We start from the raw sequence: 22,861 nt of genomic DNA, 5'->3' as shown, positions 1-22,861 counted from the left end.
GCCAACTGCAAGTATTCAAGGCGTTGACATGAGTGAAGATGCACAAGATGTAGTATTGGTGGTCGAGGATGAACCGGCAATCCGGATGATCCTGCGCGACTACCTGGCGGGTGAGGGCTACCACGTGCTGGTGGCCGAAGACGGTGAACAGGCGTTCGCCATCCTGGCGAGCAAGCCGCACCTGGACCTGATGGTGACCGACTTCCGCTTGCCGGGTGGCATTTCCGGGGTGGAGATCGCCGAACCTGCGGTGAAGCTGCGGCCGGACCTGAAGGTGATCTTCATCAGTGGCTATCCGGCCGAGATCCTCGAATCCGGCAGCCCGATCGCCCGCAAGGCACCGATCCTGGCCAAGCCATTCGACCTCGACACCCTGCACCAGAAGATCCAGGCCTTATTGCGCTGACCCGTGCCGGCCTTTTCGCGGGTAAACCCGCTCCCATGGGATCACCTGGCGTTCACCGGCGGTGCTGTACCTGTGCGGGTTTACCAAAGCGCAGCCGAAGCCGCCGTCAAAGCCCGCCCAAACACCGCGATCGCCGTGTCCACCTCGGCCTCGCTGGTAAACCGCCCGATACTCACCCGCACACTCCGGCGTGCCCGTGCTTCATCCAGCCCCAGCGCCAACAGCACATGCGAAGCCGCGTTGCTTGCCGAGTTGCAGGCCGAGGTGGTGGACAACGCCAGCTCGCTGGCCAAGGCCATGCTGTTGAAGCCGTTGGCCTCGATGCACAGGTTGAGGGTGTGAGCAATCCGCTGCTGGGCGCAGCCATTGAGGCTCACTCCCGGCAAGGCCAGCAGCCCCTCACGCAGGCGCCTGCTCAGCTGCTCGATACGCTGGTGCTCGCTGTCACCCGGCTCACCGGCCAAGGCGAAGGCACTGCCCATGCCGACAATCTGGTGCGTTGGCAAGGTGCCTGAGCGCAACCCCTGTTCATGGCCGCCACCATGGATCTGCGCGCGCATCGACTCGCGGGCGCGCGGCCCGACATACAGTGCGCCGATGCCCTTTGGCCCATACACCTTGTGCGCCGAGAACGACATCAGGTCCACCGCCATCGCCTGCAGCTCGATGGCCAGCTTGCCGACCGCCTGGGCTGCATCCACATGCAGCAGGGCGCCATGGGCACGCACCCGTTCGCCAATGCCCGCAAAATCGGTGACGGTGCCCAGTTCATTGTTCACCGCCATCAGCGACACCAGGCGGGTGTCCGCGCGCAGGGCCGCCTGCACGTCGTAGGGCTGGATCAGGCCGTTGGCGTCCGGCGCCAGGCGCGTGACGGCCCAGCCCTGGCGCTCCAGTTCCTTGACCGTATCCAGCACGGCCTTGTGTTCCAGCTGGCTGGTGATCAGATGGCCCGGCTGCGCCATGCCCTGAGCGATGCCCTTGAGCGCCAGGTTGTTGGACTCGGTGGCGCCTGATGTCCAGACGATGTCATCGGCCCGGGCGCCAACCCTGTCGGCCACTTGCCGGCGGGCCTGCTCGACCACTTCGCGCGCGGCCTGGCCGTAAACGTGGCCACTCGACGCAGGGTTGCCGAAGTTAACCTGGCGACCTAGGCAGGTGAGCATGGTTTCGATGACCCGGTCATCGACCGGCGTGGTGGCGGCGTAGTCGAAATAGAGCGGTGTGCTAGGCATGGTGCGGGTCCGTGCAATGTTGCCGTGGTGTCGGCAATCGTTGCATCAAGCCTACCGGCTGGCGTGAAAATGAATTTGCCTTTCATGCCGAATTTGCCGATCTCTAGAGAATATTTTTCTCTATGGTTAGATCATCGGGAAATTATTTTCGCCTGCGGGCCCGTCGCGCCCGCACGGGCAGGAGCGCTTCAGGCAGGCTCCAGGGCACGCTCTTCTTCGGCCACCACACGTTCGCACAATTCGATGATCTGCTCACGCATCCAGCGGTTGGCCGGGTCCTGGTCAGTGCTTTCGTGCCAGTACAGGTGGGTTTCCAGCGGTGGCACCTCCACAGGCAGCGGCTGGAAACGCAGCTGGTGGCGGCGGGCAAAGCGCTCGGGCACGGTCATGGCCATGTCGGTCTGCTGCAGCACCTGCGAAGCCATCAGGTAATGTTGCGAGCGCAGTGCGACCTTGCGTTGCACGCCCATCTTGCCCAGTGCCAGGTCGACGTAGCCCAGGCCGTTGCGGCGGCTGGAGATATGGATGTGAGTCATGCCCAGGTAGTGGTCGAGGGTCAGCTTGGCATCGGCCAGCGGGTGGCCCTGGCGCAGCGCGCAGACATAACGGTCCTGCATCAGCTTGACGTGGCGCACCTGGGGGTCGGTGTTCAGCGGCGCGTCGACCGCGAAGTCCAGGCGACCGGCGGCCAGTTCCTTGGTGGTTTCGCGGCGTTTGCACAGGAAGCTTTCGATCAGCACCGCCGGGGCCAGGCGCCGCAGGCGCTGGAACAGCGGCGGCAGGATCACAGCCTCGGTGAGGTCGGTCATGCTGATGCGGAACGTCTTGTTGGCCTGCTGCGGGTTGAAGATGCGGCTTTCCTGCACCGAGGTGCGCAGCAGCGCCAGGGCATTGCGCACCGGGCCGATGATGTTCTGCGCCATGGGCGTGGGCACCATGCCTTGGGCGGTACGCACGAACAGCGGGTCGTTGAAGGTTTCGCGCAGCCGCGACAGGGCATTGGACACCGCCGGCTGGGTGATGCCGACGATCTGCCCGGCACGGGTCAGGTTGGCTTCGGTGTAGATCGCGTCGAAGACGATGAACAGGTTGAGGTCGACCTTGCTGAGGTTCATGGCGCCGCCCTTTGTTGGAATTATCGGTCGATCATATATCGGTTATGAATGTTTATACACGCGGAAAATAGACTAGGTAGATCGAGGCGCGCTGCTCTAGGCTCTGCCCATGTCTTTCGAACCGTGAAGGTAACCCCGATGGATTTCGCCTATTCGCCCAAGGTCCAGGCACTGCGTGAGCGCGTCAGCGCCTTCATGGAGGCTTATGTCTATCCCGCCGAGCCGGTGTTCGAGCGCCAGGTCGCCGAGGGCGACCGCTGGCAACCCACCGCGATCATGGAAGAACTCAAGGCCAAGGCTCGCGCCGAAGGGCTGTGGAACCTGTTCCTGCCCGAGTCGGAGTACGGCGCCGGCCTGAGCAACCTGGAATACGCGCCGCTGGCCGAGATCATGGGCCGTTCGCTGCTGGGCCCGGAGCCGTTCAACTGCTCGGCACCGGACACCGGCAACATGGAAGTGCTGGTGCGCTATGGCAGCGAGGCCCAGAAGCGCCAGTGGCTGGAGCCGCTGTTGCGCGGCGAGATTCGCTCGGCATTCGCCATGACCGAACCGGACGTGGCGTCTTCGGACGCGACCAACATGGCCGCTACCGCAGTGCGTGATGGCGACGAGTGGGTGATCAACGGCCGCAAGTGGTGGACCTCCGGTGCCTGCGACCCGCGCTGCAAGGTGATGATCTTCATGGGCTTGTCCAACCCGGATGGGCCGCGCCACCAGCAGCACTCGATGGTGCTGGTGCCGACCGAGGCCGCGGGAGTGAAGATCGTCCGTCCATTGCCGGTCTTCGGTTATGACGATGCGCCGCACGGCCATGCCGAAGTGTTGTTCGAGAACGTGCGGGTGCCTTATGAGAACGTGATCCTCGGCGAGGGGCGTGGTTTCGAGATCGCCCAGGGTCGCCTCGGCCCAGGCCGTATCCACCATTGCATGCGCTCGATCGGCATGGCCGAACGCGCGCTGGAGCTGATGTGCAAGCGCTCGGTCGAGCGCACGGCCTTTGGCCGGCCCTTGGCGCGGCTGGGGGGCAACGTCGACAAGATCGCCGACTCGCGCATGGAGATCGACATGGCGCGGCTGCTGACGCTGAAGGCGGCGTACATGATGGACACCGTCGGCAACAAGGTGGCGCGCAGCGAGATCGCGCAGATCAAGGTTGTGGCGCCGAACGTGGCGTTGAAGGTGATCGACCGGGCGATCCAGATGCATGGGGGCGCCGGGGTGAGTGGTGATTTCCCGCTGGCCTACATGTATGCCATGCAGCGGACACTGCGCCTGGCTGACGGGCCGGATGAGGTGCATCGGGCGGCAATCGGCAAGTACGAGATTGGCAAGTATGTGCCGGTGGAGATGTTGCGCGGCGCAAGGTGATGCAAGCCTGTACCGGCCTCTTCGCGGGCTTGCCCGCGAAGAGGCCGGAGCAGGATCACTGCGTCTTGAGGTCTACCATCAGATCCTTGGCCGCCTTGGTGGCCAATGCACTCATCAGCTTGCTCATCTCATCCTGGCGCCCCACGCTAGTGTCTGATCCCCCCCTCATCACGCTCGGCACCGGCGTCCTCGGCGCCGTGGGCGGACACCAGTTTCTTTTCTTCCTCTTTGAGCCGGCTCCGCCGCGCCACCCCCAGTTCCGCCAGCACCTCTTGCACCCGCACCTGTCGTCGAAACGCCATAAAGTCGGAAAGCTCAGCTGATGCTGTAGGAAGTTTCCATCGTCACGACGCAAAAAATTCTTTAGACGTTTAATGAGCGGCGAGTCCATCCTGCAGTAAATGGGGCCCGATTCCTCGTCGGCGCCGAGTGTGCTTTCGAGTTTTCTTTTTCAAAGGTGAGTTTTAGAGTTTGTAGGAAACTTCCGATTATGTGCGGGTGGCTGGAAATATATTGTTGCTTGTGCATATCGGAAGTTGCTTTGAATGGGCGCTGATTGTGTTGATGTAGGTCAATGTCTGAGCCGCGACTGAGCTGTTTCCATTAGATGTAGCGTTGTACTGGCGCAACTGATGTGGCTTGTGTAGTTCATTGTCGTTTTGACTGAGTCTTGTAGGACGCTTCCTTATTTTTAGAAGGGGGTAGCGCAGCGTGGAAAATTGCGCCATGGTTTCGTGAGGAAATGGTTCTGGATAGCGCTTCAAGCGGTAGTGCGCAGTGGTTCAGTTGGGTTTGAAACTCGATGGGTCTTCGGGATCGTCAACTTTCCTTTCTAGTCCTCGCCAGGGATTCCGGTTTTAGGAGAATGTATGGCTTCAAACAGCTTTCAAAATGAAGTGCCGAAGGCGCGGGTCAATATCAAGCTAGACCTGCACACTGGCGGTGCCCAGCGCAAGGTGGAACTTCCGCTCAAGCTTATGCTGATGGGGGACTACAGCAACGGCAAGGAGCAGCGCCCGCTGTCAGAGCGGCCGAAGGTCAATATCAACAAGAATAATTTCGACAGTGTGCTGTCCGATCTCTCTCCGAGTCTCAAGCTTATCGTTGAAGACACGTTGTCGGCGGACGGTGGCGAGACGCCGGTCGAATTGAATTTTCAGCGCATGAAGGACTTCGAGCCGGAGCAGGTTGCTCGGCAGATTCCCCAGTTGCGTGCGCTGTTGGCGATGCGGAATTTACTGCGCGAGCTGAAGGCCAATCTTCTGGATAACGCAACGTTCCGTGCCGAACTGGAGCGGATACTAAAAGATGATGCCCTAAGTGACGAGCTGCGTAAGGAACTCGCTGCCCTTGCTGCGCAAAGCGAGCGCTAGAAACCACCATCTCGACAGACGGGAAGCTAATAAATGTCCGAAGAACAATCTTCTGCGCAATCGCGTGGCGCCACCGTGCAGGTGGAAGAAAACCAGAGCGTCTATCACGCGCTGTTTGAAAGAATAAACCTCGAGCCGCTTGATCAGATGGGTGGCATTGAAGTGTTCCAAAGTGTCGATGCGTTGTCAGAAGCGACAGTTAATGAGCGCGTGACTGCATCGGTGAGCGTTTTTCTGGACCGGCTCAAGCAGGTCTCTCCGAAGGTGGAGAAACTGGACAGGGCTCTGCTGGATGAGCACATCGCCTCGATTGACGCTCAGATCAGCAGCCAGCTGGACGCGGTCATGCATCACCCGGATTTTCAGCGGGTCGAATCGATCTGGCGTGGCGCGAAGTCGTTGATTGATCAAACGGACTTTCGTCAAAACGTTCGGATAGAACTGCTGGATATCAGCAAAGAGCATCTGATGCAAGACTTTGAGGACGCGCCGGAGATCTCTCAAAGCGGACTGTATCTGCATACCTACACCCAGGAATACGATACACCTGGCGGTGAGCCCATCGCGGCGGCGGTTTCGAATTACGAATTTGGGCGAGGGGCGCAAGATATCGCGCTGTTGCGCAATGTTTCGAAAGTGGCAGCCGCAGCGCATATGCCCTTCTTGTGCTCGGTTGGCCCGGCGTTCTTTGGCAAGGACACCATGGAGGAAGTTGCCGCGATCAAGGATATCGGCAACTACATGGATCGCGCTGAATACATCAAATGGCATGCCTTTGCGCAAAGCGATGACGCCCGTTACGTGGGGCCGACCATGCCCCGTGTATTGGGGCGCCTGCCTTATGGGCCTGACACCAACCCGGTGCGACTCTTTAATTATGTGGAACAGGTCAAGGGGCCCGACCACAGCAAATACCTGTGGGTGAATTCGACGTTTGCATTCGCAGCCAACATGGTCAAAAGCTTTATCGCCAATGGCTGGTGCGTGCAGATCCGAGGGCCGCAGTCCGGTGGCGCTGTCACGAACTTACCGATCCACTTATACGACATGGGGACAGGTAGCCAAGTCAAGATCCCCTCGGAAGTGATGATCCCGGAGACCCGAGAGTTTGAGTTTGCCAACCTGGGCTTGATTCCACTCTCCTATTACAAGAATCGCGACTACGCGTGTTTCTTCTCGGCCAACTCAGCGCACAAGCCGGCCATCTATGACACAGCGGAGGCCACGGCAAATAGCCGTATCAATTCGCGGTTGCCCTATGTGTTCCTGCTTTCGCGCATTGCACATTATTTGAAACTGATCCAGCGGGAGAATATCGGTACCACCAAAGACCGTCGCCTGTTGGAGTTGGAACTCAACAGGTGGGTAAGTGGTTTGGTCACCGAGATGACGGACCCTGGGGATGACTTACAGGCATCTCACCCGCTGCGAGAAGCCAAAGTGGTTGTCGAGGATATTGATGACAATCCGGGCTTCTTCAGGGTCAAGTTGTTTGCTGTGCCGCATTTCCAGGTTGAGGGTATGGACATCAACCTCTCCTTGGTTTCGCAGATGCCCAAAGCCAAATCTTGATTGCGGTTGCAGGAGTGTATGACGTGAAAATCGATCGGCCTTTATGGGCGTCCGGAGTGGTGTTGTCTGCGCAGCAGTTTCAGCAGCAGGCCCGCTTTGAATCGTGGACTAATCAACATATTGCCTCATTGGCCCTGGTTCACCCTTGGGGCATCCGCCATGTGGCGTTTGATGCAGAGGCGCTGAGGTTGGGCAAGCTGATGGCCACTCGTCTTCAGCTGTGCCTGCCAGACGGTACTTTGATTGACACCGATCGGTTGGATCGACTGCCCGGTGCCCTGGAACTCTCTCGGGCAGTGTCCGGTGATATCCAGACGGCCACGGTTGTGCTCGCTTTGCCACTGGAACAAGCCAATGGTAACAACTGCCTGTTTGAAGGCAACAGCGCCGAGCGGCTAGTCAGATATCACCAGGTATGGCGTGATACCAAGGATCTCTACACCGGTGAAATGCAGTCAATCGGCGTGCTCGAACAGGCGCTGAGCTTGCGTCTGGCTGACGACGATAATGCGGATTACCTCACGTGCCCGGTGGCCCGTTTGCTGCGTGATGGCCGGGACGGGTGGGCCATTGATGATACCTACATCCCGCCCTTGTTGAGGTTTGACGCTCATGCCGGGTTGTTGCTTCAGCTTGACAACTTGCTCACCCAGCTGTCCGCCAAGCGTGAGCGGCTGATGGGGATGCGTCGGGAGAGCAACCAGCGCATGGCGGATTTTGCTGTCGCGGATGTCACGTTGTTCTGGTTGCTCAATGCGCTGAACACCTATCAGCCTGTGTTGGCTGACCTGAAAGCGCAGCCTGGTCGGCATCCGGAGCAGGTATATCAGCAGTTGGTGAAGTTCGCAGGTGGTCTGCTCACTTTCTCCTTGGACCAGCACATAGAGGACATACCTGCCTACCAACATGCAGATCTTGAAGCAGTCTTCCCGCCGTTGATGCGTACCCTTTCTACATTGCTGGAGGCGAGCCTGCCGTCACGTGTGCTGGCCTTGTCCCTGGAGGCACGCAGCGCGAACCGTTGGCAGGTCTCCCTGAGCGATCCCCGCTTGCTTGAGCCAGAAGGTGCGGACTTCTACCTGTCGGTTCGCTGCCGGATGCCGGCGATTCAAATTCAAAGTCAGTTTCCCCGGCTGTGCAAGGTCGGTTCCCCCGATGATGTGGACCATCTAGTCAATGCGGCGCTCGATGGCGTTCCTCTGAAACCTCTGAGCCATGTGCCGGCGGCAGTACCGCTGCGTCTGGAGAATCAGTACTTCGCGCTCGACCTCAGCCATGCCAAAGGGTGTGCGATGCTGGCTGATGGGGTCTGTGCACTCTATGTTCCGAGCGTGTTTCAGGATGTCCAGCTCGAATTGTTCGCGGTGCTTCGCTCATGAACAGTGCGACACAAAAGAACGCCGCAGCCAAGGTGGATATCGACGCGCTGATGCAAGATACCTATCTGCTGGTAGTCGAGTTGCGACACGGTACCGAGGCGCACAGTAGCCCGCAGCTTTGGTCGCGTTGTGTTGCTGATGTCGAGCATGTACGCGCCATGCTTCAGGAGCGTGGCCTGGATCGTCGTAGCATCGATCTGATCAGCCATGCGCAATGTGCGCTGCTGGACGAGACGGTGCTTGCTTGCGCGGAGGGTCGAGCCCATGAGGATTGGGCGATGGAGACCCTGCAGGCAAAGTTCTTCAGCAGCCACCAGGCGGGTGAGTCGCTCTACGAGGATATACGCACTGCGCTGCGCGAAGCCTCTGTGCACCCTCACGTACTCACTGTATTTCATCGGGTCCTGATGCTTGGATTCCTGGGTCGCTACCGAGAAGTCAACCATCCGGAGCGCCAGCAGTTGTTGACTGCCATCTCTGCCGAGGTGCCGCCTCTGGCTACAAGCCAGTCGTTGGTCATCCCATCAGGCACTGGTCCGCGGATGCCGATGTGGCATTGGTTGCGCTCTCCTCTGGTTCACATCGTGATGGCCGCTGCGCTGTTGGTAGGCGCCTGGTGGGGGCTTGATAACGCGTTAGGTGAGGCAGTGGCCTCTCTCTTGCCGGTGCAGGAGTGAGCGTAATGCCGCGGATACACAAACAAGGGCTTTGGCTATGGGCCGGTGCGCTGTCCTTGTTGTTGATTGCCACGTTGCCGCTGGCTGCAGCGGTTCAAGCCATCGCGGCTCTGCTAGTCAGTGCTTTGGTGATGGTGGGTTGGCGCCGGATATCGCGTGCTACCGGAGAACGTACACAGCTGCAGTGGAGCAGCGGTGTCAGCCTGCCTGCTGGATTGTATCGTCATCCCGTTGTTCTGGTGGTCGGTGATTGCCTGGCTGAACTGTTTGAGGCCTCGTCTGCCGAGCAGTTGGCTCCACGAGTAACAGGGGAGGGGTGTTATGTGCCAGTGCCCGACCTTTCGAAGTTGCCCGCATCCGTCGCCGATCTCTCGCTGGAGCGGCCAGAGTGGGGTGGGCAGCTCAGCATCATGTGGGTCGTGACCCCCAGTGCCCATACAGACGGCGCAGTGCTTGCGAACCAGATACAAAGCTTGTGCCACCAGGTCGCGATACTGCGCAAGCGAGGCACACCGCTGCCGCTGCTGATTGTGAGCTATTTCCACAGCGCGAGCGGGGCTTCGCCCTGGTTCAGCTGGGAGGCTGAAGAGTCGAGTGTGCGAGTACGAGGGGCGGGTGAATGCCTGAGCCTGTCCGAATGGCAGCGCAGGGGCAAAGATTCTGAGCACCAGGCTGATCGACTACGCACCACGGTGCAGTTGAACGCTGCCGTCGGTTGGCTGAACGAAGCGTGCTTGGCGGAAATGGACACAGAAAGTCCCCGTCAGCAGACCGCAACTGCGCTCACCCTTGCGGTTGCATTTGTTCCCAGGATTGAGGGGGCGCGTGACAGCAATCTTTGGCACCGCTGGCTCCAGCAGCGTACCGGCCTCTCCTACATTCGTGAGGAGGCTAATCACGCAAACGCGTCGTTACCTTTTCCTGATGCACTTCTTCATTTGCTGCCCGGCAGGGCTCCGCACAGTCCGCGAAGCAGGGCTGTGGTGATTGGGGTCTGGTTATTCGTGCTAGCGGCTTGCGTCGCATTGATCAGCTCGGCGAGGCAGAACACGCTCCTGATACGTCAGGTCACCGATGATTTGCGACGCTACAGCACCGCTTCGCTGAGCCCCGATTTGGCCAACGTATCGCAGCGCCAGGAGGCACTGATGGTGCTTCGCCAGGATGCGCAGCGCCTGGATCACCACTACCGCCAGGGGGAGCCGTGGTCACTCGGTATCGGGCTGTATCAAGGCGAAAGATTACGTCCGTCACTGCTGGCGGCGATCAACGGCCACCGCATCCCGACCGTACCTCAAGGCGTGCCTGACAAGCCCCGCACGGTTCGCCTGGACAGCTTGTCGCTGTTCAACAGTGGCAGCGCGCAGTTGAAGCCAGAGTCGATCAGGTTCCTGGTGAATGCATTTGCGGGCATCAAGGCCCAGCCGGGTTGGTTGATTGTGATCACGGGCCACACGGATGCGACGGGCAGTGACGAACAGAACTTGCGCTTGTCGCGAGCACGCGCCGCTGCGGTTCACGACTGGATTCAACACATGGGTGACATACCCAGCAACTGCTTCGCAGTACAAGGCTTGGGGGCGAGTGAGCCCGTTGCAAGCAATGACACGGAACAAGGACGGTCGGCCAATCGCCGAGTTGAAATTCGCCTGGTGCCGGAGGCGGGGGCTTGTCAGTCCTCGACTACGGCCTCGGGATTGCAACCCCTGTCGCACTTCGCGACGCCCAATGCTTGAAATGAGGAACTTCTAAATGGCTATTCCTGTTTATCTGTGGCTGAAAGACGATGGCGGGGCCGATATCAAAGGCTCGGTGGATGTAAAGGGCCGCGAAGGTAGTGTTGAAGTGGTCGGTCAAGATCATGATCTGTATATCCCAACCGATAACAATACCGGCAAATTAACCGGTACGCGTATCCACACACCTTTTGTTTTCACCAAGGAGATAGACGCCTCTTCTCCTTACCTCTACAAAGCCGTGACGACCGGGCAGACGCTTAAAGTAGCGGAATTCAAATGGTACAAAATCAATGATGCCGGGCAGGAGGTGGAATATTTCAACACCAAACTGGAAAACGTCAAGGTCGTGAAAGTTGCACCAAAAATGCACGACGTCAAAGACCCAGCGAAAGAGAAACACAATCACTTGGAATTGGTCGAGTTGCGCTACGAGAAGATCACTTGGGCTTTCAAGGATGGAAACATCATCCATTCGGATTCTTGGAATGAACGCCCTAGCGCCGCTGCCGCTGAATAAAAAGTGGCTGTCAGCCCACGTTGGTTGACAGGCCCCAGTGTCTTGGGTTGAGCGTCCGTGCGCGGGCGTTCAGCCAAATACACCTCAGATAGTCAGATGCGCTCGCACTTGTGGCGACATGTTGATCATTGACGACAAGGATGCCCTGTATGGCACACGATCCTACACGCCTGCTTCGCCGGCTAAACGCCTATTGTACCCAGGCACTCACGGCAGCAGCTTCACTTTGCCAGGCACGTGGGCACAGTCATATCACCGTTGAACACTGGCTGTTGAAATTGTTTGAACAAGGCGAGGGCGATCTCGTGGTCATCGCCCGCCGATATGAGTGGGATATGGAAGCCATCTGGCAGGGACTGCTTGACCACTTCAACACATTGCCGCGTAGCGTTCTCAGCAAACCTCAGTTGAGCGGTGAAGTGCGGCAGCTGATCACCAATGCCTGGTTGTTGGCATCGCTGGATCGTGACTGTGAGCAGTTGCGATCCGTTCACTTGCTGGGGGCGCTATTTGAAGCGCCAAACTTGCTTAAGTGTTCAGCCGCTTGGCCTGCATTGAGCATCGGTCCTTCGCAATCGGAGCAAGTGAAAGCGCTGCTTGAATTCGATTCGGAAGAACGCCAATCAGAGCAGAATTCATTGTTCAAGCCAGAAGTGCCAGGAGAGTCTGAGGCTGTGGGCGGCGCAGGTGGTGATTCGGCACTACTCGCCATCTTGGATCAGTTCAGCCATGACGTTACTGCCAAGGCTGCAGCAGGGCAGATTGATCCGGTCTTCGGCCGCGACGATGAGATCCGTCAGGTGATCGATGTGCTGAGCCGTCGGCGCAAGAACAACCCCATTCTGGTAGGCGATCCAGGTGTCGGCAAAACAGCGCTGGTCGAGGGGCTGGCTTTACGCATCGCCAGCGGCGATGTCCCCGATAGCCTGAAACCGGTGTGCATCCGTACGCTGGACCTGGGGTTGCTCCAGGCGGGCGCCGGTGTCAAAGGCGAGTTCGAACAACGCTTGAAGAACGTGATCGATGCCGTCCAGCGGTCAGAGACTCCGTTGCTGCTGTTCATCGATGAAGCCCACACCTTGATCGGGGCTGGTAACCAGGCTGGGGGCGCAGACGCGGCGAATCTGCTGAAGCCGGCCCTGGCGCGTGGCGAGTTGCGCACCATCGCTGCCACCACCTGGAGTGAGTACAAGCAGTACTTCGAGCGCGATGCGGCGCTGGAGCGTCGCTTCCAGATGATCAAGGTCGATGAGCCGGATGATGCCAATGCTTGTGTGATGCTGCGAGGGCTCAAAGCACGATATGCCAGCTACCACGGCGTGCATGTTCAAGACGCCGCAGTGCAGGCGGCGGTCAGCTTGTCCCGGCGCTTTCTGACGGGGCGCCGCCTGCCAGACAAAGCGATTGATCTGGTGGATACCGCCTGTGCTCGGGTCCGCATGAGTCTGGATTGTGAGCCTCACGCACTGGTCCGGCTGAAGTCGCAAATGACGGCGCTGATTGCCGAGCAAAGGGCGCTGGAAGAGGATGCGCAGCTGACCGGCAATGTGGCTGAGCCGCGCCTGGCGAAGATCAATGCACAACGGGCCCAGCTTGAAAGCCAGCAAACCGCGTTGGAGCTGCAATACCAGCAAGAGCTCAATCTCACCCATCAGCTGCTAGAGGCTCGCCAGGCCGAGCAGGTCGATACGGCTGCCTGCGCTCAGCTTCAACAAGACCTCAGCCACGTGCAAGGGAGTCGGCCACTGCTGTCACTCGACGTGTGCGCACGCAGTGTGGCGGAAGTGATCGCAGACTGGACGGGCGTGCCTCTCGGCAGCTTGCTGAAGGACGAACATGCCAGCTTGTTGAACCTGGAAGATCAGTTGGCCGAGCGTGTTGTTGGTCAAGACCCCGCGCTACTTGCACTTGCCCAACGGTTGCGCGCCGCCCGAACGGGCCTCACTGACGACAAAGCACCGATGGGCGTATTCCTGCAGGTCGGGACCAGTGGTATCGGCAAGACAGAGACGGCCCATGCATTGGCCAGCAGCCTGTTCGGTGGCGAGAAGTCATTGATCACGCTGAACATGTCGGAGTACCAGGAGGCGCACACCGTCAGCCAACTCAAAGGTTCGCCGCCTGGCTATGTGGGCTACGGTCAGGGCGGCGTGCTCACCGAAGCCGTCCGCCAGCGCCCCTATAGCGTGGTGTTGCTGGATGAAGTCGAGAAGGCTCACCGTGATGTGCTCAACCTGTTCTATCAGGTGTTTGACCGCGGCTTCATGCGGGATGGAGAGGGAAGGGAGATCGATTTTCGCAATACCGTCATCCTCATGACGTCCAACCTCGGCAGTGACCTGTTGCAGGGTTGTGTCGAGCGGCAGCCAGATATTGAAGACGCCGCACTTCATGAACTGTTACGGCCAGTATTGCGCGAGCACTTTCAGCCTGCGCTCTTGGCACGCTTCCAGACCTTGATCTACCGCCCACTGGATGCCGATGCGTTGGAGCGCATTGTCGCGATCAAGCTCGATCAAGTCGGCAAACGGTTACAGCGTCACTATGGCTTGCGGTGCGAGGTTGACGGCTCCCTTCATGCAGCCTTGGTGGCTGCCTGCCTTTTGCCCGATACCGGCGCCCGCAACATCGATAGCTTGCTCAACCAGCAGATCCTGCCGGTGCTCAGCCAGCAGTTGCTGCAGCGCCAAGCCCTCGGTCAGCCAACTCAAGCTGTGACGCTCGGGTACTGCGAAGACACCGGCATCAGCTTGAGCTTCGTGGATGAACACGATCCAGCGTTGCAAGTTGCCGAGGGGGCTTGATCATGGCTATGCCAATAATGGGTGCCACCCATAACCACTACCAGCTTGAAGTCGAGGGCCTTGCCGCCGAGCTCGATGTGCTGTCGTTCAACGGCAAAGAGGGGCTGAGCCAACCCTTCAACTACACCATTGCGTTCACCTCCCCGGAACAGGATATCGAGGCGGCGCAAATCCTCGGGAAAGATGCCAGCTTCTATCTGGGCAAGTCTCAACCCACCGCCCAGCTCTCAATGACCAACGCCGCCTCACGCACGCTGCATGGCGTCATCACCGGTTTCAAGCGTGTCTCCGGGTCCCGGGATGAAGCCCGCTACCAAGTCACGCTTGAAGCGCACCTGGCATTGCTCGGACGTGGCAAGCAGTACCGGATCTATCAGCATCAGTCGGTACCGGAGATCGTCGAAAGCATCCTGCGCAGTCGCCACCAGCTGGAAGGGCAGCACTTCTTGTTCGACCTGGCGCGCGAGTATCCCAAGCGTGAACAGGTCATGCAGTACGGTGAGAGCGATCTGACTTTCATCAGCCGTCTGCTGGCGGAAGTCGGCATCTGGTATCGCTTCTCCCACGACGATCGGCTTTACATTGATGTGGTCCAGTTTCACGACCATCAACGGCATTACCAGTTTGGCGTTAAGTAGCCGCATCGGCCCCTGTCGGGTTTGACCAGCAATGGGCAGGACGGCGTATGGGCGCTGCAGGTTGAGCATCAGGTTGTGGTGCAGCACATCAACGTGCGTGCCTACCACCACCGGGACTCGGCTGCTTTCCTGGATGGTGAAGTTGATCACAGCCGCGGCGACACCACCACGTACGGCGAAGGCTATCACTACGGCGAACCCTATACCGCGCTGGGTGACGCAATCGACCAGGATGAGGACCTGCTCAGCGAAAGCGGCTACTTCTATGCGCGCCTGAATCATGAACGCTTTCTCAACGACCAGACCCGTTGCAACGGTGTCAGCAGCAGCGTGACGCTGGCCCCAGGGCGAGTGCTGACGGTCTCTGACGGGGCGCCACAGGTCTTCGAACCTGGCGTGGTCATCACCCATTTGATCGTCGAGGCAGCACGCGACCGGACCCTGGAAGCCAAGTTCGACGCGATTCCCTACTCGGAGACGATAGGCTTTCGACCAAAATTGCTGGGCAAGCCACAGATTGCCGGTACGGTGCCGGCGCGGGTCACCAGTACGCAAAAGAACGATCCTTACGGCCATATCGACATGGAGGGACGTTACCGGGTCAATTTCCTGTTCGACCGGGACACCTGGCGAGCGGGCGAGGAGAGTGTCTGGCTGCGGCTGGCACGCCCTTACGCGGGTGACACCCATGGCCTGCACCTGCCGTTGATATGCGGTACCGAAGTGGCGGTGGCGTTCGAGCAAGGCGACCCGGACCGCCCCTACATCGCCCATGCCCTGCACGACAGTGAACATCCCGACCACGTGACGCTGCGCAACTACAAACGCAATGTGCTGCGGACCCCGGCCAACAACAAGTTCCGCCTGGACGATACGCGTGGGCAGGAGCACATCAAGCTCAGTACGGAGCACAGTGGCAAGACTCAACTAAATCTCGGGCATCTGGTCGATGCCGATCGCCGGCCACGCGGGGAGGGCGCGGAACTGCGCACCGATGGACATGCCGCGATCCGTGGCGGCAGTGGCATCTTCATCAGTGCTGATGCTCAGCCTCAAGCCCAAGGGACAATGCTGGAGATGGGAGCAGCGTTGGCTCAGCTCAATAACGCTCTGGCATTGGTGAACGCACTGGCGCAAAGCGCAGCTGTGTCGGGAGCATTACCAGCTGATAATCAGGCCCAGCAGAGCCTGCGGGAGGCTTTGGCGCGGCTCAAAGATGCGGGACTCCTTGCCTCGGCACCTGCCGGGATAGCGATGGTTACACCTGCAAACATCCAACTATCGGCAGAAAACTCTATTACAGCTACGGCTGGTGATAGTGCTGACTTCAGCCTATTCAAACGTTTTAGCGTGGCCGCAGGTGAGGCAATCAGTCTGTTCGCCCAAAAGTTAGGGCTCAGGTTAATTGCGGCTCGTGGTCCTGTGGATATTCAGGCACAAAGCGATGCGATGACGTTACAAGCAGACAAGGAACTTGCTTTGAATAGTAGTAATGGCGAGATCGTTCTCAATGCCCAACACGGCATCACTCTGGTTAGCAGAGGTGCCTATATCAAGATAAAAGACGGATCTGTTGAGATCGGTGCCCCGGGTGAACTGCATATCAAGAATGACAATATCGCTTGGGGAGGCACTGCCTCATTGGAGAAGGCCCTGGCGCCGATGATTCTGGAAGATCCTGTTTACATCAATCCCATGCAAGGTGGCTTTCAAGTTAGAGATAAAGTCAGTGACCAGCCAAAACCTTACGTACGGTATCGAATTGAAGCTGCCGATGGCAGCGTGCTCAGAGGCATGACAGATGGGAATGGTTATACACAATCCCACTATGGAATTGATCTTCAAAGCATAAAGTTATTCTTTGAGTAACTTCGGAGTGACAGGAAATGAGTGGTGCGGATATCTCAGTAGCAGAAAACAGGATTTGCAAAAGTAAACCCGTTGTAGTGGCTCATCATCAATCGGTACAGTGTTATTTTCGTCCGGAAACCGAAGAGTTGGTTTTTATTGCTGACAGTGAGGCTGCAGCGTTTGAGGCGCATTGGAAGGAAATGCAGCAGTGCGTAAATGATTTTCATCAGGAAAAAATTAATTACTCCGTTGCAATTGAAAAATATGGAATTGCTGCAGAAACCACAACAGCGCCTGAGGCGACATTTCATGACGCTGTAGTGCGAGCTGAGAAAAATTTGGAGCTGAAGCGTGAAAAGTTAAAAGAAAAAATTGGTGAGTTTTCTACCCAAGACATGAAATATAATGATGTTGTGGAGCTTATTCCTGTTAGTGGTCAGTCTGCTAAAAGAAAAGCGGGTAAGAAACGAGCGCCTGTAGTTTATGTAAAAAAAGGTTACTACAGTAAAGGCAAGGATGGCAGAAAACTCCATACTGTGTCGTTGAAAAGTAGTGACAAAAAAGGCGGCGCTGAAAGTATCTTTGAGCGACGCAGTGATGGAAAAATTCGACGCATAGACGACAAGAAGCTTAAGAGGCAACTTGCCGGATTGAATTGGCCAAAAATAAAAATTGATCTGAAGGATGTTGTTAAATGGGCAGGCCTTGGTTTTGATCCTGAGGCGCTGAGTATGGATTGTTCACTTTTTGACTGGGCGGATAGCTGGAATGCTGCCGCACAAGGTGAGGCAACGTGGGGGGATCATATTGACTTTGAGGGCGGAGCACAGTTTATGCGCTTTGTTTCCAATTTCGGCGCAAATGTTGAAATTGATCCACGTAAGCAACAATTCTCCGTCAAAGGAGAGGGTGGCGGCAGCTTGACTGCGGCTGCCGGCATGGCGTCCTTTTCAATTTACGCCCCAGATCGCATCGGATGGGCGCTTACAGTTAATCCCTCTGATGAGAACGAGGTCCCGTTTGATTTAGGGATGATGCGCCTAAGTTTGAACGTTCGCTTGGCCGCATTTATTGGAGCGACGCTTCAGGTGGAGGCTCAATTCCAGGTAGTCAGGATTGGTCACCAGCAAACCGTCATGGGCCAACCTGGTCGTTTGAGACCTTTCAGTGAAAGAAGAAGCCGAGCTTACGATTTTCATAAGCAGATGAACAGTGAAGATGAAGGGATAGAACTTTCGGCAGAAGCTTTTGCAGGTGCGAGGGCGGAAGGAACACTGACGGGATCACTGCAATGGTTAAAGCCGACAGCGGCAGGGGAAACAAATGGCGGTATACTGGAGACTACTGGAGAGTACGTCGATTTTTGTAAAATAGGACCCAGTATTGCAGGGTTGGCGGGGGTGGGTGCCGGCTTGAGTTTTCATTGTACTTTTATTAACGGGAAGTTTTGTTTTCATTTTGCAGCCTCTCTATGCAAAGGGGCAGGTGCCAAAGGTGGCTTTATTTGTGAGGTGGATGGCAATACCTTTCTGGAGTTTGGTGCTTGGTTGATTTATCAACTGAATGAAAGGAATTATGGTTTTTTTAGAGTCATGGATAAGGCCGCATTTAGAGTGTATACGAACTATTGTGTTATGCAAATGGAGGTCGTTGAAGCTAATGTATATGAGTATTACTCGCTCGTAAATAAAAACAATTGAAAACATTGCAGACGATTTCACAAAACAGGTTGGTGAATTGGCTGATGAGACGAAGAAGAGTATTGATGCTTCGAGACGACGGAATCAGTTAGCTAAAAATGTTATCACTCGACAGTTGGATCTGTTGCGCTACACACCTGAAGCTAAGGGTATATTGCTTTATCTTCTAACGCGTCATGGTAAGTGGGACAATATAGATCCAGGAAACATAGAGTTTTTCGATCGCTACGGTGAACGAAAAGAGGCGGTGCTTTGTGTGCTTAGAAGTATTCAGAGCAAGCCGGAGTGGCGTAAAGTATTGTCTCGTGTCAATGCGCAAGGGAATGGCCCATCAGAGGGATACGATGAGTTGGACGCCGTCGAGCGGCATGAGCGAAGCTTGGTAGACTTTCTTGAGTTAGGGAGGGATCGAGACAGAGAATTCTATGAAATAAAATATGAGCGAAGCGAATTGGCCATAATTTATGATCGGTTGAAGGAGTTTGGTTCTTCTGGTTATGCGCTCGCTATGAATGATACAGTCTATTATAAGCTAAACGTTGGTCGTAATCCGAATTACCCGCGACGCTGCAAGTTTGGTCCTTGTAGTGCGGATATTGTCTGAGTAAATCTAATTGGAGTGGTCGTGAAAATTTTTAAGGTGTCTATATTTTGTTTGGTTTTTTTGAGTTTGTCAGGCTGTGACCAGTTGGCAAGCGGAGTTGATTATAAGGACCTCGGGATTACGCCGATAGAGATGAAGCATTTTGTCGAAGAAGTAAAAAGGGACTTGGTGTTTGTTGAGGGAGGTGAATATTTGATGGGGGATTATGGCTTAGAGTATGGGCCGGAGCAAATGTCTTATGATAGTGATGGAGATAGCCGGCCAGTACATAAGGTCAAGTTGAGCACCTTTTCTATTGCAAGATTTAAGATCTCAAATAAAGAGTTTGAGATGTATCTTAAAAGCAGTGGTCTTAAGTTGCGTTCTTTTGAAGTGGGGGGGATACAGGAAAAGTGGAAGAACATTAATTCTTTACCTAATTTGCCAGCGCATATGGACTGGTATGAAGCCGACCGCTATTGCAACTGGCTGGCTAAAGTGTCCAATCTTCCTTTCTCATTACCCACTGAGGCCCAGTGGGAGTACGCGGCACGCAGCCGCGGGCAGTTTTTGATGGTGGCCACTGATGATGGTACTTATAAGCAGACAAATGATGGTTTTACTAAATATGGGGGAGGGCCGAAAGGAATTAACATTTCTACTTATCGAGATCGTGAGGATTTTGCTAGACAAATGGGGTGGAGCACGGAGGGGCTTACGCCCTTGCCGGTAGACAGGTTTCCTCCCAATCCGTTGGGCCTTTATGCCATGTCGGATAATGGGCTGGAGTGGGTTAAAGATTGGTATGACGAAAATTATTATCAGTACTCCCCTGAAATTGACCCCCAGGGGCCGGAGACACCAGTGACCAAGGACTACTATGGCCGGGATACAAAAGTTGCACGTGGTCAGGCATATGCCAATCCAAGCTGGGGAGGAGGAGTGAATGTGCACAGAACCCCTGAGAATCCGCATGGTTATGCATCTGAACATAAAATGATTGTGTTGGGCGATAAAACGGCTAGGTGCGTTGTTAATAGTGACAGTCGGATTGAGTAGCGGTGAGCTCAATATTTCAGGGGGCATTTAAATTTGGGCTGCCTGAAAGGCGGGTAATGATTTTATTATTGGGTGCTTAATGATATGCGCGGAGTTATTCGTGTTGGCGATAAACTGTCTTCGGGAGGCAAGGTACTTGCCGGCACCCGTGGATTGAAATTTATGCAGCTTGATGTCGCTTGCGTAGGTGATGCTGTTTTTTGTCCAATACCTGGGCACGGCGTGAATGAAATAGTAGAGTGGGATACAGGTTCGAAAGTTAAAGGTCGGCCCATTGCTTTTTGTTTGGTTTTTTTGAGTTTGTCAGGCTGTGACCAGTTGGCGAGCGGAGTTGATCATAAGGAACTCGGGATAACGCCGATAGAGATGAAGCATTTTATCGAAGAAGTAAAAAGGGACTTGGTGTTTGTTGAAGGTGGTGAATACTTGATGGGGGATTATGGCTTGCAGTATGGGGCGGAGAAAATGTCCTATGATAGTAATGAAGACAGTCGGCCAGTACATAAGGTCAAGTTGAGCACCTTTTCTATTGCAAGATTTAAGATCTCAAATAAAGAGTTTGAGATGTATCTTAAAAGCAATGGTCTTAACTTGCGTTCTTTTGAAAATGGGGCAATACAGGAGGAATGGAAGAATATTCATTCTTTACCTGATTTGCCAGCGCATATGGACTGGTATGAAGCCGACCGCTATTGCAGCTGGCTGGCTAAAGTGTCCAATCTTCCTTTCTCATTACCCACTGAGGCCCAGTGGGAGTACGCGGCACGCAGCCGCGGGCAGTTTTTGATGGTGGCCACTGATGACGGTACTTATAAGCAGACAAATGATGGTTTTACTAAATATGGGGGTGGGCCGAAAGGAATTAACATTTCTACTACTCGAGATCGTAGGGAATTTGCTAGACAAATGGGGTGGAGCACGAAGGGGCTCACGCCCTTGCCGGTAGACAGGTTTCCTCCCAATCCGTTGGGCCTTTATGCCATGTCGGATAATGGGCTGGAGTGGGTTAAAGATTGGTATGACGAAAATTATTATCAGTACTCCCCTGAAATTGACCCCCAGGGGCCGGAAACACCCGTTACCAAGGACTACTATGGGCGGGATACAAAAGTTGCACGTGGTCAGGCATATGCCAATCCAAGCTGGGGCGGAGGAGTGAATGTGCACAGAACCGCTGAGAATCCGCATGGTTATGCATTTGAACATAAACTGATTGTGTTGGGCGATAAAACGGCTAGGTGTGTTGTTAATAGTGGAGATCGGATTGAGTAGCGGCCAGCTCTATATTTAAGAGGGCATTTAAATGTAGGCTGCCTGAAAGGCGGGTAATGATTTTATTATTGAGTGCTTAATGATATGCGCGGAGTTATTCGTGTTGGCGATAAACTGTCTTCGGGAGGCAAGGTACTTGCCGGTACCCGTGGATTGAAATTCATGCAGCTTGATGTCGCTTGCGTAGGTGATGCTGTGTTTTGTCCAATACCTGGGCACGGCGTGAATGAAATAGCAGAGGGGGATACAGGTTCGAAAGTTAAAGGTCGGCCCATTGCTTTAGACGGTCATTGCTGTTCCTGTGGTTGTGAGTTAATCACGTCGCTTCCTCAAGCAGGTAGGCGGTGAGATGTCAGTTGACCTGAACTCATTACCCGAGAGGCGATTGCTACCCCGGCAACCTCGGCACTGGCGATGGGGTGTGGTCATCTTGCTTTGTTCGCTCGTCGTTGGCGGGTTGATGGTCCTGCTTTGGCGGGTGGACAGTTGGCATACATCATTGTGGTTTTGGATCTGCGCATTATTAGGAGTTTTGATTGCCGGGTTAGTGATCTACGCACTGCGTTTGTTGGCGTACGAGAAGCATCGAGATTATATAGAGAGTTGGAATGAGAGTCGCGATGAGTTGGAGCGGTCACTCATTCGGCGCGGCCAGCGTACGGTTGCCGTATTGGCCGTATCCTATTGTTCCGGGGCGGGTAATAATAAACTTGCTCAGGCCCTGCGTTTGGGTAGTAAGCCTCTCCAGCCTATTTATCTGGAAGGGCAAGCCTTGACAATGCGGTTGAGCCAATTAAAACCGTCGGTACAAAATCACTCAAAGTACGAATACGCTAAGCGTTTACGTGGATTTTTACAACAAGTTGTACGTGGGTTGGAGTCTGATTTAGAGATCGGGGCGCGCAGTCTTGCTGTGGACGTTCGTATCAGGCATAACCAAGTGCTTTGCAATGAAGAGCTTCTGTCTATTTGGTCTGCAGTTACCACCAACCCCCGTTTAACGGATAGCGTGGTCTTTGCAATGGACGATGATGGCGTAATGTGGCTGGACACTTGGTTGGATGCGCCGGAACGACATCAATTGTTAGTGTCCGTCGAAATTAATCTTTTTCTAAACCCCGTTGCTGAACAGGCCGAGACCGTGTCAGCTGTGTTGTTGGGCTCTTCGCAGTGGTGTAACGCGCAAAAAATTGATTCGATCGCCCTGGTTCATCGCCCTGTCCAACTTGAGTGCGCTGGTCGCTCTATCAAGGATGCAGTTACGGATGCATTTCTTTGGGGGCAACTGCGTGCCGGAGAAGAAACGTACTTTAGTTGGCAGGCTCAGGTGCCTGGTGACGTTTTACGTGAGACAAGTATCGCTGTGAATGCAGCACGTTTCCCTTTTAACGTGGCCAGGTGTCATCGACTGGATGATTCGTTTGGTTTGCCTGGATGTGCAGTAGGTAATGTCGCATTAATCGTTGCTAGTGAGTGTGCCAAGGCGGAGGGCGGTCCGCAGGTGGTCCTGCTACACGATGCCTCTGCTCAAATTTTTATTGTCCGGCCTGCATGAGATCTTGAAATAGGGATT

General features: G+C 55.6%; 17 protein-coding genes and 1 pseudogene. 16 read left to right on the top strand and 2 right to left on the bottom strand.

All coding sequences use genetic code 11. The features are described from left to right. Positions 1 to 28: 28 nt before the first annotated feature. Positions 29 to 406 (top strand): response regulator, encoded by a 378-nt coding sequence (locus ACQKPS_RS20685; RefSeq protein WP_254485031.1) that lies wholly within the window; start codon positions 29 to 31, stop codon positions 404 to 406. An 80-nt stretch (positions 407 to 486) separates the two neighbouring features. On the opposite strand, the gene ACQKPS_RS20680 is transcribed toward ACQKPS_RS20685, so the two are convergent. Next, positions 487 to 1,641 carry a cysteine desulfurase family protein gene (locus tag ACQKPS_RS20680; RefSeq protein WP_427605520.1) on the bottom strand — a complete coding sequence of 385 codons (1,155 nt, stop codon included), beginning with the start codon at positions 1,639 to 1,641 and terminating at the stop codon, positions 487 to 489. Between the two features lie 188 nt (positions 1,642 to 1,829). Continuing rightward, positions 1,830 to 2,756 (bottom strand): LysR family transcriptional regulator, encoded by a 927-nt coding sequence (locus ACQKPS_RS20675; protein WP_313203059.1) that lies wholly within the window; start codon positions 2,754 to 2,756, stop codon positions 1,830 to 1,832. A gap of 138 nt (positions 2,757 to 2,894) precedes the next feature. Between ACQKPS_RS20675 and ACQKPS_RS20670 the strand changes: the two genes are divergently transcribed. The 15 genes and pseudogenes from ACQKPS_RS20670 (at position 2,895) to ACQKPS_RS20600 (ending at position 22,843) form a co-directional block, all read left to right on the top strand. Next, positions 2,895 to 4,124 carry an acyl-CoA dehydrogenase gene (locus ACQKPS_RS20670; RefSeq protein WP_254485034.1) on the top strand — a complete coding sequence of 410 codons (1,230 nt, stop codon included), beginning with the start codon at positions 2,895 to 2,897 and terminating at the stop codon, positions 4,122 to 4,124. Between the two features lie 869 nt (positions 4,125 to 4,993). Further along, complete coding sequence (gene tssB, locus ACQKPS_RS20665) at positions 4,994 to 5,497, top strand: type VI secretion system contractile sheath small subunit (RefSeq protein ID WP_254485036.1); 504 nt, start codon at positions 4,994 to 4,996, stop codon at positions 5,495 to 5,497. A 33-nt stretch (positions 5,498 to 5,530) separates the two neighbouring features. Then, positions 5,531 to 7,069, top strand: a complete 1,539-nt coding sequence (tssC, locus tag ACQKPS_RS20660; RefSeq protein WP_254485037.1) for a type VI secretion system contractile sheath large subunit — start codon at positions 5,531 to 5,533, stop codon at positions 7,067 to 7,069. A gap of 23 nt (positions 7,070 to 7,092) precedes the next feature. Beyond that, a complete protein-coding gene (tssK, locus tag ACQKPS_RS20655; RefSeq protein ID WP_427605519.1) occupies positions 7,093 to 8,448 on the top strand; it encodes a type VI secretion system baseplate subunit TssK in 1,356 nt (451 codons plus the stop codon). Beyond that, positions 8,445 to 9,125, top strand: coding sequence for a type VI secretion system protein TssL, short form (gene tssL, locus ACQKPS_RS20650; protein ID WP_254485039.1), 681 nt, complete (start codon positions 8,445 to 8,447; stop codon positions 9,123 to 9,125). The genes tssK and tssL overlap by 4 nt, the downstream gene beginning before the upstream one ends. A gap of 5 nt (positions 9,126 to 9,130) precedes the next feature. Then, positions 9,131 to 10,861 carry an OmpA family protein gene (locus ACQKPS_RS20645; RefSeq protein ID WP_427605518.1) on the top strand — a complete coding sequence of 577 codons (1,731 nt, stop codon included), beginning with the start codon at positions 9,131 to 9,133 and terminating at the stop codon, positions 10,859 to 10,861. A gap of 16 nt (positions 10,862 to 10,877) precedes the next feature. Then, complete coding sequence (locus tag ACQKPS_RS20640) at positions 10,878 to 11,381, top strand: Hcp family type VI secretion system effector (RefSeq protein WP_254485041.1); 504 nt, start codon at positions 10,878 to 10,880, stop codon at positions 11,379 to 11,381. A gap of 149 nt (positions 11,382 to 11,530) precedes the next feature. Then, positions 11,531 to 14,185 carry a type VI secretion system ATPase TssH gene (gene tssH / locus ACQKPS_RS20635; RefSeq protein WP_427605517.1) on the top strand — a complete coding sequence of 885 codons (2,655 nt, stop codon included), beginning with the start codon at positions 11,531 to 11,533 and terminating at the stop codon, positions 14,183 to 14,185. A gap of 2 nt (positions 14,186 to 14,187) precedes the next feature. Beyond that, positions 14,188 to 16,692, top strand: a pseudogene (locus ACQKPS_RS20630) (type VI secretion system Vgr family protein). A 17-nt stretch (positions 16,693 to 16,709) separates the two neighbouring features. Beyond that, positions 16,710 to 18,374: a hypothetical protein gene (locus ACQKPS_RS20625; protein WP_427605516.1), complete on the top strand. Its 1,665-nt coding sequence runs from the start codon at positions 16,710 to 16,712 to the stop codon at positions 18,372 to 18,374. Between the two features lie 37 nt (positions 18,375 to 18,411). Beyond that, the gene (locus tag ACQKPS_RS20620) at positions 18,412 to 18,978 is read left to right on the top strand and encodes a hypothetical protein (RefSeq protein WP_427605515.1); all 567 of its coding nucleotides are present in this window, start codon (positions 18,412 to 18,414) and stop codon (positions 18,976 to 18,978) included. A gap of 21 nt (positions 18,979 to 18,999) precedes the next feature. Next, the gene (locus tag ACQKPS_RS20615) at positions 19,000 to 20,016 is read left to right on the top strand and encodes a formylglycine-generating enzyme family protein (RefSeq protein ID WP_254485045.1); all 1,017 of its coding nucleotides are present in this window, start codon (positions 19,000 to 19,002) and stop codon (positions 20,014 to 20,016) included. A gap of 84 nt (positions 20,017 to 20,100) precedes the next feature. Beyond that, positions 20,101 to 21,288 (top strand): SUMF1/EgtB/PvdO family nonheme iron enzyme, encoded by a 1,188-nt coding sequence (locus tag ACQKPS_RS20610; RefSeq protein WP_427605514.1) that lies wholly within the window; start codon positions 20,101 to 20,103, stop codon positions 21,286 to 21,288. Positions 21,289 to 21,372: 84 nt separating this feature from the next. After that, positions 21,373 to 21,636, top strand: a complete 264-nt coding sequence (locus ACQKPS_RS20605) for a PAAR domain-containing protein (protein WP_302329835.1) — start codon at positions 21,373 to 21,375, stop codon at positions 21,634 to 21,636. Positions 21,637 to 21,709: 73 nt separating this feature from the next. Next, entirely contained in the window at positions 21,710 to 22,843 is a 1,134-nt protein-coding gene (locus tag ACQKPS_RS20600; RefSeq protein WP_427605513.1) for a hypothetical protein, read from the top strand. Positions 22,844 to 22,861 lie beyond the last annotated feature (18 nt).

The sequence above is a fragment of the Pseudomonas sp. NPDC086566 genome, assembly GCF_050280885.1.
Lineage (GTDB): Bacteria > Pseudomonadota > Gammaproteobacteria > Pseudomonadales > Pseudomonadaceae > Aquipseudomonas > Aquipseudomonas vlassakiae.
Note: the sequence above shows the minus strand (reverse complement) of the source record. Positions and strands in the feature narration are given on the sequence as shown.